Below are 12,926 nucleotides of genomic sequence, written 5' to 3'. Positions count from 1 at the left end.
TGCACGCGGCGCCCCCGGGGCGGGGGCGCCGCGCGGGCGGGATCAGAAATTCAGCCGGGTGCGGACCAGCTTGATCGCGTCGTCGATCCGGGCCCGCTGGATCAGCCGCTCCAGCAGCAGGTCCAGCGGCATGTAGTAGTAGTGGACCACGTAGGAGCCGACGGCGACGAGCAGCACGAAGCCGAGGATGATGGAGATCCGCAGCATCTTGCGGTTCCGCATCTCCTTCGCCGTGTAGATATAGGGCACGATGGCGATGGGCGTGATGTCGATCCGCGCCAGTTCGGACGGGCGGCGGATGGTCTTGTTCATCAGTTCCAGCAGGATGATGAAGCCGAGCCCGGCGCCCACGCCGCCGACGGCGCCGGCCATCAGGATCATCGGCCGGTTGGGGCTGATCGGCCGCTCGGGCAGGGTCGCCTGTTCGACCACCTCGAACCGCTCCGCCTGCTGCTTGAGCTCGAGCTGCTCGCCGGTGGCGGCGGAGGCGAGCTTGGCGCGGGCGGCGGCGAATTCCTCGCGCAGGCCGTCATATTCGCGGTTCAGCGTGCGCAGGGCCATCTCGATGTTCGGCGTCTCGGCGATCGAGGAGGCGAGCTGGTCGATCTCGGTCGACAGCTCGGCGATCTGGCTGTCCAGCTCCTCGACCCGCTTGTCGATCATCGCCCGCTCGCGCTCCATCGGCGTGGTCGGGGCCGGGACCGCGCCCTCGGCGACGGCCTTCTCGGCGGCGGCGCGCTGCTCCTCGACCAGCCCCTCCAGCGCGGCGATGCGCGAATCGAGGGCCCGGATCTCGGGGTGGTTCTCGGACAGGATCGCCCGGCGCAGGGCGCGGGCGCGCCTGACCTCGGCCAGGGTCTTCTCCTCCGGCGTCATCTGCGCCTCGGGCTTGGTCTGGCTGGAGATCGCGGCCACCAGCAGCTCGCGCTGGTTCAGAAGCGACGCGCGCTCGCGCTGCTGCAGCTGGCGGGCCTGGGTGAGCAGGCCGAGCCGGTCGCGGCGATAGTTGAGCGTTTCGGGCAGCTTGCCGGCGTTCTCGCGCTTGAAGCTGACGATGTCGAGTTCGAGCTTGGTCAGCTCGGCCTCGAGCCGCGCGACCTGCTGTTCGAAGAACTCCGACGTGCCCGCGGCGGTGGTGGTGCGCAGCTGGACGTTGCGCTCCAGGATCCGGGTGACGAATTCATTGGTCACGCGCGCGGCGACCTGGGCCGAGTTGGCCGAGAAGCTGATGGTGAAGGCCAGCGCGCCGCCGCCGCCGCGGCGGGTGGCGCCGAGGCGGGCCTGTTCGAACCGGGTCGACTTGCGCATCGCCTCGACCACGGTCGAGGGCGACATGCTGGCGCGCTGCGGGAAAACCTGGAAGTCCTCCTCGATGGCCAGCAGCGTGTCGCGGACCATCAGCTGCTTCTCGATGACCTTGATGCGTTCGACCGCGTCGACGGTGACCGTGGACTGGGCCAGCGCCGAGGGGATCTGCTGCGAGATCACGAGCATGGTGGCCGAGGCCTTGTAGACCGGCGGCAGCACCACGGCGACGCCCGCGGCGGCGCCGAAGCACAGCACCGCGGTCAGGATGAAGATGGGGAACCGTCTCAGGAAAATCGAGAACAGGAACCGAATGTCAAAATCGTTCTGCATGGTTTCGCTCCGGCGGGGCGGGCCTGTCGCGGCTCAGACCTTCCGCTCTCCCCAAATTCCATAAAACACGTTCTCATCCACCGTCCCGTCCGGCCCAGGCCCGCCTGGCGCGGTCCCGTCTTGCGGCGGCGCGCCGTCCGCGGCCGGGGCCCCGCCGGGCTGCGCCTGCGGCGCAGCGGGCGCGTCCGGCGCCGGGGGCTGCCCGGCCTGGTCGAGCGCGGCCTGGTCGGGCGCGGCCTGGTGCGCGGCGGCCTCGCCGGGCGCGGGTTTCGGCGCGCGCGGCCGGGCCTGGGGCGCGTTCGGCCCCAGCACCACGTCGGGGTCCGAGAACACGCCGAATTCGCGCCGGTCCTCGAGCACCTCGCGCACCACGCCGGCGTCGACCATGTCGAGCTCTTCGGCGAAGGCGTAGACCAGCGCGTAGTCGCACAGCTGGTTGATCAGCCGCGGCACCCCGCGGCAGGCGGCGTGGACCAGGATGCAGGCGTCCTCGTCGAACACCTGCCGCTCGGCCCCGGCGACGGTCAGCCGGTGGTCGATATAGCCCTTCGTCTCGCCCTCGTTCAGCGCGCGCAGGTGGAATTCCGACGCGATCCGCTGGGCGAACTGGCTCAGGTGCGGGCGGTGGACCAGCTCGCGCAGCTCGGGCTGGCCGACGAGGATCAGCTGCAGCAGCTCGTCCTTGTCGGCATTGATGTTGGAGAACATCCGCAGCTCTTCGAGCGTCTCTTCCTGCAGGTTCTGCGCCTCGTCGAAGATCAGCGCGGTGCGGCGGCCCTGGCGGTATTCGTCGACCAGGAAGTCCTGGAACTGGCGGAAGGCCTGCACGTAGGTGGCGCCCTGCGGCACGTCCTGGCCGAGCGACATCATCACCCAGTGCAGCAGCTCGCCCCGCCCGCCGGTGGCGTTGGAGATCAGGCCGATCGAGTATTCGTCGGGGATCTCGGACAGCAGGCGGCGCAGCAGGGTGGTCTTGCCCGCCCCGACCTCGCCGGTGATGACGGTGATCGGCGCGTGGCTGGCGATGCCGTATTCAAGCATCGTGTAGGCCTTGGAATGCGGCCGGGCCCAGAACAGGAACTCCGGGTCGGGCACCAGCGTGAAGGGGCGTTCCTTCAGGCCGAAATGCTCCAGGTACATGCGGGAAAGATCACGCATGGCGCCGCTCCGCGTCGTTGGCGGAAATCTGGGGCGCGTCCGGAAGATGCGGTTCGCGGTTCAAGACGGTCCGTTTCCTGTCGTTCTGGGCGGGGCGCGCACGCCCCGGCACGGCGGCCGCGCGCGGCGGCCGGAAGGGGCGCCGCCGCCCGGGTCCGGGCGGCGGCGGTCGTTCGTCAGTCCTGCGCGGCGCCCCTGGCGGCCGCGGCGCCTTCGCGGGTCTGGCCGGCGCGGATCTTCTCCACCCGGGCCATGGCGTCGCGGGCCTTGTCCTGGCCGGGGAACGGGTCTTCCTCGGCGATGGCGATGGCCTTGGACAGGTAGTCGAAGGCGCGGTCGGTCTGGCCCATCGCCTCGTAGACGACGCCGGTGTGGAACTGGACCACGCCGTTCCTGGGCAGCTTCTCGGCCGCGCTCTGCAGGTGCGGGATCGCCTGTTCGTTCTTGCCCTGCAGGTGCAGCAGCCAGCCGTAGGTGTCCTGCATGTAGGGGTTGCCGGCGTTCTGGAACCGGCGGGCGATGTTGACCGCGCGCTCCACCGCCTCGGGGTCGTCGGCGCGGTGTTCGGCCAGCATCGAGGCGAGGTTGTTGGCGACGATGGCGCTGTCCGAGCGGCGGGCGTAGAGCGTCTCGTAGGTCTCGATCGCGCCGTCGATGTCGCCGGCGGCCTCGAGGCGCATGGCGAGCGCGAGGCGCAGGTTGTCGTTGCCGGTCTCTTCCAGCCCGCTGCGGATCTGGTCGAGCGCGGCGGCCTCGTCGCCCTTGCGCTGGTAGATGGTGGCGAGGCTGGCATAGGCGATGCCGGTCTCGGGCGATTTCTCGATCACCTCGAGGAACGACGCCTCGGCCTCGTCCAGCATCCCGCGGGCGGCCTGGAGCGAGCCGAGCAGCACGAGGCCCGCGGGGTTGCCCGGGTTCTCGGCGATGAACTGGTCGAGATACTGCTGCGCCTCGTCGACCTGGCCCGAGGCGATGTAGGTGCGCACGAGCGAGAGCATCGCGCCGACATCCTTGCCGCCGGACTGTTCGACCGCGCCCGAGAGCACGTCGATCGACTGGGTGAACATCTTCTGGCCGACCAGCGAGGCGGCCAGCAGGCGGTCGGCCGCCGGGTCCTCGGGGTTGGCGCGGCGCAGCTCCTCGCCGATGCGCTGGACCTCGCGCCAGTCCTCCTTCGCCAGGCGGCGCTGCGCGTAGGCGATCTTGAAGTCGCGGTTGTCGGGCTTGGCCTGGAGCGCGTCGCGCAGCAGGCTCTCGACCACCTCGGTCTTCCCTTCGGACAGCAGCTCCTGCACGTAGCGCATGGTCGCCTGGGGGTCGTATTTCGACACGGTCGCGGCCTGCGCGAGGCGCTCCATCGCCAGCTCGCGGTTGCCCGCGCGCTCATAGGCGGTGGCGAGCAGCTGCAGCAGGCGCACGTCCTCGGGGGCGCTGTCGAGCGCGGCGCGCAGGTCCTCGATGGCGAGGTCCGGGCGGTCCGCCTCGATGAAGCGGGCGGCGCGGATGCCCAGCGCGTCGACGTTGCGCGGGTCCTTCGACAGGACGTAGTCGATCTCGTCGAAGGCTTCCTCGCGCCGGTCGTTGCGGATCAGGAAGCGCGCGATCTCGATGCGGGCCTTGTAGCCGTCCTCGGTGTCGCCGGACTGCGAGGCGACCTCGCGCAGACGGTCGACCGCGCTGGCCTCGTCGCCGTCGCCCATGTCCAGCGCCGCGACGGCGAACTGGTACTCGGCATGCGGATGGTCGCTCGCGATTCGGGCCACCAGCTCCTCGCGCGCGGCGTCGCGGCCCTTCACCGAGGCCAGGAAGCGGGCGAGGTCGAGCGTCCAGGTCGGCTCCTCGGGGTTGTTGTCGGCGAGGGCGCGGAACTGGGCCTCGGCCTCGTCCGTATTGCCCTGGCCCATGTGCCACTGGGCCAGCGAGGTGCGGAACTGGTTGGTTTCGGGGAACATCTCGACCAGCGACTTGAGCTGGTCGCCGATGGCGTCCGAATCCTGCAGCTGCTCGGCGATGCCGAGCTTGACCACGTTCAGCGACAGGTCGTCGGGGTTCAGCGCGATGCCGGCGTCGACCTCCTCCATCGCCTTGCGCAGGTCGCCGCCATCCATGGCGTAGGCGACCTTGACGAGGCGGGCGGTGACGTTGTCGGGCGCCTCGAGCAGCACGCCGTCGGCGCGCTCCAGCGCGCGGTCGGTCTCGCCGCGCTTGAATTCGACGGTGGCCATCATCGCCCGGGCGCGCGGGTTGTCGGGCGCGAGCTTCATGGCGACGTCGATGTGCCGCTCGGCATCCTCGGCGCGGTTGGCCAGCAGGAAGATCTCGCCCAGGTCGAGGCGGGCGGGCACGAAGGTGTCGTCGATGTCGACGACGGCCAGCAGCTGGCCCACGGCGCCGCGGATATTCTCGGTGCGGCGCAGGGACTTGGCGAAAGCGTAACGCGCCTGCAGATGCTCCTTGTTGAGCTTCAGCGCGTTGCGGAATTCGAGCTGCGCCTTGATGTCCGCGCCCTGTTCGACCAGGTCGACGCCGCGGAAGTAATGCGCGTCGGCGCGTTCTTCGGCCGTGTCGAAGGCCATGAGCGCCAGCGCCGAGACGCCGGCGATGAACCCGATGCGGATCCGAGACTTGATGGTCATGGTTTTTTCACCCCAACGGCCGCGGGCCGGCGCTCGCGCCATGCAAGCTGCCAGGTCAGCGGCCCTGAACTCTCCTGCGGGCGCCACGCGACGCAGGGTCCTCCTTAATGCGCGACGCGGGCGCCGCACGACGATGCCAGGCCCCCCGAGCAGCCCGACCCCACATTTCACTCGGAGAATATAGTGGCAAAAAGATGATGGCGTAACCTCGGTTTGCGACGCGCGACGGGCCGCCGCAAGGCGCTGCCGGCATTCACGAAACGTACAGATGCGAACGCCCCGCCCCCGGGCCGCGCCAGCGGTCGGGACGGGGCGTCGCCAAGGGCCGAAGATCAAGTTCCCGCGATCACCCTGCGTTCGAGAGGAGCAGCCCGGCGGACGCGCCGGCGCCGACGCCGCCGCTCTGCAGCATGGTCAGCGCCGCCATGCCCCGCGTGGTCGCGTTCGGGCCGCTTTCAGCGGCGGTGCGCGCCAGGAACCGCGTCAGCGCCTTCTCCACCACCTCCGGGTCGTTGAACCCGGCGAGCGAGGACGTGCCGGACATGTCCCGCATCCGGTCCTTCATCTCGTCGCGCTGGCGATCGATATCCAGTTTTCCGAATTCCGTCGGCAGGCCGAAGGCCTTCTCCAGGACCGCGCGCACCGGGCGGTCGCCCAGCGCCTCGAACCAGGTGTAGCCGTCCGGCTGGGCGCCGTTGGCGTAGCGGGAGATCTCGCGGCGGAAGTTCAGGGCGAGGCGCAGGGAATCGTCGCTTTCGCCCACCGCGAGGTCGAACTGGCGGTCGAGATATTGTTTCGCGATCTTGTCGCCGAAGCCGATATAGCCGGTCTTGGCCCCGAGCAGGTCGCCATAGCCGAACCCGGCCGAGAACCGCTTCCAGCGCGGGTCGACCATCTTCACGGCGATCGAATTGGGGTCGGTGGAACCGTCTTCGAGGGCGCGCTGGATCAGGGCCTTCTTGAAGGCCTCCTCCTCGAGCCCGAAGGCGCCGAGCGCGACCTTGAGCAGCCGGGGATCGGAGACCAGCTTCTCGGCCGTGTCGGCCGAGGCGATGTTGTCCTTGAAATACTGGATGTCGCGCGCGATCTGCGGCGAGGTTTCGAAAGCGGCGCGCTGCGTCGCTTCCGTTCGTTGCAGGAGTTTCCAGCCCCCGATGCCCGAGAGCGGAACCGAGGGCTGAAAGCTCATTGTGCAGCCTCCGCAGCTTGCATGAGGCGCTGTTCGCGCCCGAGAAGCGCGCGCAGGGCCTTGAGGGTGGGGTACCAGCGATCCTCGGCCAGCGCCTCGGTCGCCTCGGTCAGTCGCCTGCGGCTGTCCGGGTCGGTGAAGACCTGGCTCAGCTGCTCGATCCCGGTGAGAAGCTGCCCGCGCGCCTCGGTCGGCTCGGCTTCGCCGGCGAGAACGAGCTGGGCGATGTAGCAGACGCGGCGCACCGGGGTGTTCGCCTCGTCCGGGTGGATCGCGTCGCGCAACCTCAGGACGTTGGCGTCCGGGGTGACGATGTTCAGCCGCGCGCGCCTGGGGCCGTTTTCGACCACCACGCCGTTGAGCATGAACCTTTCGCCCGGACAGAGTTTGAGAATGAGTCCGGGCATCAGGCGGCGCCTCCGTCGGTCGCCCCGGCGCGAAGGCCCTTCATGATCGCGGTGTTGATGTCGATCAGGGGGCGAACCTTGGCGTCGCCGGACAACACCTTGCGCGAATGCACCCGGGTGAACTCGGCGAGGTAGAAGATCCGGGCGCGAAGCTGTTGGGGAAGTTCGTTGTCGTCGCTGGCCACGTCCGCGGCGAGCAGGGTCCAGAGGCGCAGGTTGTCGTGCAGCGCCTCGGCCAGGGCGGCGAATCCGCCGGTGGTGTCCTCATTCGCGGCATCGGCGGCGCAGAGGCGGCGCGTCGCTTCGGCGAACGCGCGGTATTCGGTCTGTCGGGAGTCGTGAAGGGCGACCTGTGCGTCGCCATAACCTGTCGTGGCGAGAGCAGCGCTGTTCATCTCGTGTCCTTCGCATCGGCGACGCCTGGGCGATCCGGATCACGGGCCATTTCAGGCCTCCGGCGCGCAGGCGGGCGACTATCCTGGCCGTCCTGCGCCTTTCTGGGCGCCTGGCCGGCCGTCGGTGCCCGGGGCGCCCGCAAGGGCGCCCCGGACTGTCACATCACCGGAACAGCGACAGGACGTTCTGCGGCGCCTGGTTGGCGATCGAGAGCGCCTGGACGCCCAGCTGCTGCTGCACCTGCAGCGACTGGAGGCGAGCCGAGGCTTCCTCGAGATCCGCATCGACCAGCGCGCCGATGCCCGACTTCAGCGAGTCGGACAGCTTGCCGACGAAGTCCGACTGGATCTCGATCCGGCCCTGGACCGAACCGAACGCGGCGGCCGCGTCGATCGAGGTCTGGAGCAGGTTCTCGACGGTGCCGAGCGCGGTCTGGGCGCCGGAAGCGGTGGACACGTCCACGTTCGCCAGCGCGGTCAGGCCGCCGGTGCCGCGGGTCGCCGAGGAGGCGAACGCCACGTCTTCGTTGGTGTTGTTGGTGATCACCAGCTCGGTCGCGGTGGTGTCGACATCCAGGGTGAAGTCGTTGGTGTCGAGACCGGCCGAGATCAGGGCGTTCTTCATGCCCGCGGCCACGGCTTCGAGGGTGTCGCCTTCCTTGATGGTGTAGACGCCCTCGACCGAACCGACCGACAGGCGCAGCTCGTCGCCGGCCACCATGCCCGCATCGACGGTGGTGTCGACGCCGGCGGTGTCCGCACGCTCGGCCGCCGTCGCCGCGGCGGCGCCGGAGGTGTCGAGGAACTGCAGCGGGTTGAAGGTGATCGAGTCGTTGGTGCCGCCGTCGTTGGCGTCGATCACACCCGCGGTGCCGTTGTCGGTGCCGACCGTGACCGCGGCGGCGGTCAGGGTGGTGCCGGTGGTCAGCGACAGGTTCTGCGCGTCCACGCCGATCGAGGAGGAGGTCACCGAGCCCGAGCTGTCACGGTCGAGCGAGGCGAGCACGTCCACGCCGGTGTTGCCGTTCGTGTTCGTGGTCGACACGTCGCCGTTGATCAGGTTCAGGCCGTTGAACTGGGCGGCGCCGACCACCGAGGTGATCTGGTCGCGCAGCGCGACGATGTCCTGCTGGATCTTCGCACGGTCGACGTTGTCTTCCTGCGCGGCGACGATCTTGCCCTTCACCTCGGTGAGCAGGTCGGTCACGGTCTCAGCGGCCTGTCGGGCCACGGCGACGGTCGAGGAGCCGAGCGAGAGCGACTCGGAGATGCCCTTGAAGCCCTTCACGTCCGACTGCATGACGGACGAGATGGCCCAGACGGCCGAGTTGTCCTTGGCGGACCCGACCTTCTTACCGGTCGAGATCTGGCCCTGGACGTTGTCGAGACCCTTGTTGATGGACTTCAGGGTCTGCAGCGCCACCATGGCGCCGTTGTTGGTCAGGATGCTGGCCATTAGATTTACTTTCCAGTTGGTTGCGACGCTTTGCGCCGCGCTGTCATGGATGACGTGCGGGGGGTCCGCCCCGACGTCGCACCGGCATTTCTGACGCCTGCGGCCGCTCCGTTTTCGGGGATGGCCGCGCCGACGCCCCTTTCGGCGTCGCAAGGAGGAGAATGGCCCCGAATCCATAAGAGGGCGTTACCGGGGCCCCTTCTTCGCGTCCCGTACGCGGCCAATTTTATGCGTCTCCCTCCGCACCGCCCGCCCGCGCGCCCGAAAGCGCCTTCGCCAGCCGCTCGAAACTCTCCTCGCAGCCCAGCGGCGCGGGCGCGGCCATGAAGGCGTCGAGCGCGGGCTGCACCCGCACCGCGGCGTCCGCCTCGGGGTCGGCGCCGGTCTTGAACAGCCCCGCCTGGATCATCGGCAGCACCGACTCGTAGGCGGCGGTCAGGCGGCGCGCCTCCCGGATCAGCTGATTCTCGGCCGGGGAGGCGACGCCGGGCAGCACGCGGCTGACGCTGCGCCGCAGGTCGATGGCCGGGAATCGCCCGCGCTCGGCGATCTCGCGGTCGAGGATGAAGTGCCCGTCGAGGATGCCGCGCGCCATGTCCGCGATCGGCTCCTCCATGTCCGATCCGGCGACCAGCACCGTGAACACCGCGGTGATGTCGCCGGCGGGGCCGGACGGCCCCGGCCCGGCGCGCTCGGCCAGCGCGGCGATCAGGTGGGCGGTCGAGGGCGGGTGGGCGCGCAGGCTCGGCGGCTCCCCGGCCGTCAGCGCGATCTCGCGATGCGCCTCGGCGAATCGGGTCAGGCTGTCGAAGAGCAGCAGCACCTGCTTGCCCTGGTCGCGGAAGTGCTCGGCCGCCGCCATCGCCGTCCAGGCCGCGCGCCGCTTCACCAGGGGCGATTCGTCAGAGGTCGCGGTCACGATCACCGACCGCTTGCGCCCTTCTTTTCCCAGCGCATTCTCGGCGAATTCGCGCAATTCCCGCCCGCGTTCGCCGATCAGCGCCAGCACCACGACCTCCGTTTCCATGTCGCGGGCGAGCTGCGCGAGCAGCGTCGACTTGCCGACGCCGGAGCCGGCGAAGAGGCCGACTCGTTGCCCGCGCGCGAGGGGAAGGACGGTGTCGAGCGCCGACTGCCCGGTCGCCAGCCGCCCGCCCAGCGCCCGCCGCGTGGCGGCCTGGGGGGCGGGGCGCCGGAGGGGGATCGCTGCCGCGCCCTGCGCCAGCGGACGCCCGTCGATGGGCCGCCCGAAGGCGTCGACCATCCGGCCTATCCACTTGTCGCACGGGCGCAATCCGGGATCCGAGCGCAGCCAGGCGCGGTCCCCGAGGCCCACCCCCTCGGCCGGCGCATAGGTCATCGCCACGGCCATCCCGTCGCGCAGCGCGACGATCTCTCCCTCCAGCGGTCCGCGCCCGCGGCGCTCGACTTCGATGAGGTCCCCGAGCCGGGCCCGCGGCGCCAGTCCGCCCAGCGTCAGCGACGCGCCGTCCGCCGCCCGGACCGACCCGCCGCGACGCGATGCGGCGACTCCTTTCAGCTCCGCTACCAACCTGTCCACCTGCGGCATCACGACCTCCTGATCGATGGCGCCGGATCGCCCGGCGCTTACGATCTCTCAACCATGCCCGGGTTAACTCGTCGTTGCGGACCGAACGGAGGAGAACCCCCGGCCATGATGCAGGGCATCGACATCCTGAAGCTTGCCAACGGCCTTGCCGCCCATGCCGGGCGGCGTCAGTCCGTGATCTCGGAGAACGTCGCCAACGCGGACACCCCGGGCTATCGCGCCCGGGACCTGACCCCGTTCGAGCAGACCTTCGCCGCCCAACAGGCCCGGGGGGAATCGCCCGGGCCCTCCTTCGTGCCGCGCGCCACCCGCGCCGGTCATTTCCGCCCGGACGCCGAATCGGTCGCCGGGGTCTCCGCCGAGACCCGGCACATCACCGCGGTCGGCGCCGCGTCGCCCAATGGCAACACCGTCTCGCTGGAGGACCAGATCGGGCGGGCCGCCGAAACCAAGATCCAGCACGACCTGGCCCTCGGGGTCTGGCGCAGCGCGATGAACATCATGCGCGCCTCGCTCGGCTCCGGCGGATCGCGCTGAGAATCGCACACGCTCCAGAATGGATAGGGGGAGAATCCCTTGTCGGACCTTACCAGATCGATGGGCGCGGCCGCGTCCGGGATGCAGGCGCAATCCGCGCGCCTTCGCCTTTCCGCCGAGAACGTGGCCAACGCCGACACGCCGGGCTACCGCCGCAAGACGGTGCCCTTCCTGCAGGTGGCGCAGCCCGACGGCGGCGTCGTGCAGGCGGGACGGGTGATCCTCGACCGCCGCGACCTGCCGCAGGTCTATGACCCCGCGCACCCGATGGCGAACGAGGAGGGCTTCTACGAAGGCTCGACCGTCGACCTGATGGTGGAGCTCGCGGACGCCCGCGAAGCCCAGCGCAGCTACGAAGCCAACCTGAAAATGCTCGACCAGGCCCGTTCGATGACGGCGAGCCTGATCGACCTCATGCGCCGCTGACGCCGCGCTTTCGACTGAAGGAGAACCTTCATGGACCTCAGTGCCTCCCTCGCATCCCGCCTTTACGGCAACCTGCAGACGGCGGTTCAGCCGAAACCGGACATGCCCGCGCCGGAAACGCGCGAGGGCCGCTCGCCGCTCGGCGCCGCCGCCCTGTCCTTCGTCGACACGCTCAAGAACGCCGAGGCGACCGCCGAGGCGGGGCTGGTCGGCGAGGCGGAGCCGCAATCGGTGGTCATGGCCCTCGCCAACGCGGAGTTCGCCGTCCAGACGGCGGTGACGATGCGCGACAAGGTGGTGGAGGCCTACCAGGAAATCCTCCGCATGCCGGTCTGAGGCCGCGCCATGACCGAGGGCGAGCTGATGGACGTGCTGCGGGAGTCGATGTGGGTCGGCTTCCTCGTGGCCCTGCCGATCCTCACCGTCGCGCTGGTGATCGGCGTCGGCATCGGCCTGTTCCAGGCGCTCACCTCGATCCAGGAGCTGACGCTGACCTTCGTCCCCAAGCTCGGGGCCATCGGCGTCGCCTACTGGATCACCATGGGCTACATGGCCGAGGCGCTCGTGGCGCTGTGGCGGGACCGGATCATCCCGATCATCGCGGGGGGGGGCTGACCATGCGCGCCCTCGCCCGTCCCCGCCGCCTCCCCGCCGCGCTGCGCCTCGCGCCGCTGCTGATGATCCTGCTCGCCGCCGGTTTCGAGGCGCGCGCGAGCGAGAGCGCGACGCCCTCGGACGCCGCGCTGTGCGACGAGGCCGCCCGCCACGCGGCGGCCGAAGCCGGCATGCCGCTGGAGATCCTGCGCGCCATCTCGCTGGCCGAGACCGGCGGCGGGCTTGGCGGGCGGCTGCGGCCCTGGCCCTGGACCACCAACGTGGAGGGGGTCGGCAAGTGGCACCCGACCCGCGCGGCGGCGATCGCCCATATCCGCAAGCGCCACGCCGAGGGCGCGCGCAGCTATGACGTGGGCTGCTTCCAGATCAATCGCCGCTGGCATGGCGAGGCGTTCAACTCGCTCGAAGAGATGTTCGACCCGCTCGCCGGCGCCCGTTACGCCGCGCGTTTCCTGACCGCGCTGCACGAGGAGGCGGGCGACTGGAACCGCGCCGCCGGCTGGTACCATTCGCGCACGCCCGCGCTGGCCGGGAAATACCGCGCGCGGGTGCAGCGGATCCTCGCCGCCCTGCCCGACGCCCCCGCCGCCGCGGGCATGGTGTTCGGCACGGGCCGCGCGCCCGCCGCGGCGCGTCCCGCCGCGCCGCCCGCGCCCTCGCCCGGCGGCGTGCGCCTCGCCTTCGGCGGCGCGCAGGACGGCGGCGCGCTGCTGCGCCGGGCCCTGCCGCTGATCGTCGCCCTCGTGGCCGGCCAGGGCGGCGGCGGAAGCGGCGCGGCGCTGGGCCAGGACAGCCCGCCGCCCGAAACGCCCCCCGCCAGGCCCCTCTTCGACTGAAACAAGCGCCGCGCAAGCGGCCGCCCTGCCGACAGGACCCGCCCCTTGGACCGCGCCGCTTCG

The 12,926-nt window shown here is 70.4% G+C and carries 13 protein-coding genes; 5 read left to right on the top strand and 8 right to left on the bottom strand.

Features of this window, described 5'->3' with window-relative positions; all coding sequences use genetic code 11:
• Positions 1–42: 42 nt before the first annotated feature.
• From ACQ5SO_RS11165 to ACQ5SO_RS11130, 8 genes are all read right to left on the bottom strand, one after another.
• Positions 43–1,638 (bottom strand): GumC family protein, encoded by a 1,596-nt coding sequence (locus ACQ5SO_RS11165; RefSeq protein WP_430941677.1) that lies wholly within the window; start codon positions 1,636–1,638, stop codon positions 43–45.
• Between the two features lie 33 nt (positions 1,639–1,671).
• A complete protein-coding gene (locus ACQ5SO_RS11160) occupies positions 1,672–2,796 on the bottom strand; it encodes an ExeA family protein (RefSeq protein WP_430941676.1) in 1,125 nt (374 codons plus the stop codon).
• Between the two features lie 176 nt (positions 2,797–2,972).
• Complete coding sequence (locus ACQ5SO_RS11155) at positions 2,973–5,432, bottom strand: tetratricopeptide repeat protein (protein ID WP_430941675.1); 2,460 nt, start codon at positions 5,430–5,432, stop codon at positions 2,973–2,975.
• A gap of 346 nt (positions 5,433–5,778) precedes the next feature.
• Positions 5,779–6,621, bottom strand: a complete 843-nt coding sequence (locus tag ACQ5SO_RS11150) for a DUF1217 domain-containing protein (protein ID WP_430941674.1) — start codon at positions 6,619–6,621, stop codon at positions 5,779–5,781.
• Positions 6,618–7,028, bottom strand: coding sequence for a flagellar biosynthesis repressor FlbT (gene flbT / locus ACQ5SO_RS11145; RefSeq protein WP_430941673.1), 411 nt, complete (start codon positions 7,026–7,028; stop codon positions 6,618–6,620). The genes ACQ5SO_RS11150 and flbT overlap by 4 nt, the downstream gene beginning before the upstream one ends.
• Complete coding sequence (gene flaF, locus ACQ5SO_RS11140) at positions 7,028–7,423, bottom strand: flagellar biosynthesis regulator FlaF (RefSeq protein WP_430941672.1); 396 nt, start codon at positions 7,421–7,423, stop codon at positions 7,028–7,030. The genes flbT and flaF overlap by 1 nt, the downstream gene beginning before the upstream one ends.
• 163 nt (positions 7,424–7,586) lie before the next feature.
• On the bottom strand, positions 7,587–8,879 hold the full coding sequence (locus tag ACQ5SO_RS11135; protein ID WP_430941671.1) for a flagellin: 1,293 nt from the start codon (positions 8,877–8,879) through the stop codon (positions 7,587–7,589).
• Positions 8,880–9,105: 226 nt separating this feature from the next.
• Positions 9,106–10,452 (bottom strand): FliI/YscN family ATPase, encoded by a 1,347-nt coding sequence (locus tag ACQ5SO_RS11130; RefSeq protein WP_430941670.1) that lies wholly within the window; start codon positions 10,450–10,452, stop codon positions 9,106–9,108.
• A gap of 102 nt (positions 10,453–10,554) precedes the next feature.
• Between ACQ5SO_RS11130 and ACQ5SO_RS11125 the strand changes: the two genes are divergently transcribed.
• Genes ACQ5SO_RS11125 through ACQ5SO_RS11105 form a run of 5 tightly spaced genes read left to right on the top strand, consistent with a single transcriptional unit; the run spans position 10,555 to position 12,863 of the window.
• Positions 10,555–10,986 carry a FlgB family protein gene (locus tag ACQ5SO_RS11125; protein ID WP_430941669.1) on the top strand — a complete coding sequence of 144 codons (432 nt, stop codon included), beginning with the start codon at positions 10,555–10,557 and terminating at the stop codon, positions 10,984–10,986.
• A gap of 39 nt (positions 10,987–11,025) precedes the next feature.
• A complete protein-coding gene (flgC, locus tag ACQ5SO_RS11120) occupies positions 11,026–11,412 on the top strand; it encodes a flagellar basal body rod protein FlgC (RefSeq protein ID WP_430941668.1) in 387 nt (128 codons plus the stop codon).
• Positions 11,413–11,442: 30 nt separating this feature from the next.
• Positions 11,443–11,748, top strand: coding sequence for a flagellar hook-basal body complex protein FliE (gene fliE / locus ACQ5SO_RS11115; protein ID WP_430941667.1), 306 nt, complete (start codon positions 11,443–11,445; stop codon positions 11,746–11,748).
• Positions 11,749–11,757: 9 nt separating this feature from the next.
• On the top strand, positions 11,758–12,027 hold the full coding sequence (locus ACQ5SO_RS11110) for a flagellar biosynthetic protein FliQ (protein WP_430941666.1): 270 nt from the start codon (positions 11,758–11,760) through the stop codon (positions 12,025–12,027).
• 2 nt (positions 12,028–12,029) lie between these two features.
• On the top strand, positions 12,030–12,863 hold the full coding sequence (locus ACQ5SO_RS11105; protein ID WP_430941665.1) for a lytic transglycosylase domain-containing protein: 834 nt from the start codon (positions 12,030–12,032) through the stop codon (positions 12,861–12,863).
• The last annotated feature ends 63 nt before the right edge of the window (positions 12,864–12,926 follow it).

This window comes from Rhodovulum sp. DZ06 (assembly GCF_050586345.1).
In the GTDB taxonomy this organism is placed as follows: Bacteria; Pseudomonadota; Alphaproteobacteria; order Rhodobacterales; family Rhodobacteraceae; genus JBOCEF01.
Note: the sequence above shows the minus strand (reverse complement) of the source record. Positions and strands in the feature narration are given on the sequence as shown.